Raw genomic sequence first — 248 nt, 5'->3', positions numbered from 1 at the left:
GCCTAGTGTTTCAGTGAGAGACCATAATTCCTCCGTCATATGAGGCATAAAAGGATGAAGAAGTTTATAGACTTCATCCAAAACCCAAGCCGTACACGCCTGCACTTCGTTTTTAGCATCTTCATTGGAGCCTTGAAAGATAGGTTTGAGAAGTTCCAGGTACCAATCACATAATGTATTCCAAATGAAGCGGTAAAGCGCACTAGCTGACTCATTAAATTTATAGTTTTCAATTCCAGTTGTCACTG

1 protein-coding gene is annotated in these 248 nt (G+C 40.3%); it reads right to left on the bottom strand.

Translation table 11 applies throughout. The annotated features are described in order from the left end of the window. A partial coding sequence (locus ACFIO5_RS12955; protein ID WP_375705625.1) for a class I tRNA ligase family protein occupies window positions 1–248 on the bottom strand: 248 nt, incomplete at both ends.

Source organism: Bartonella sp. AA86SXKL (assembly GCF_042196885.1).
This window is presented reverse-complemented; position numbering and strand designations above follow the sequence as displayed.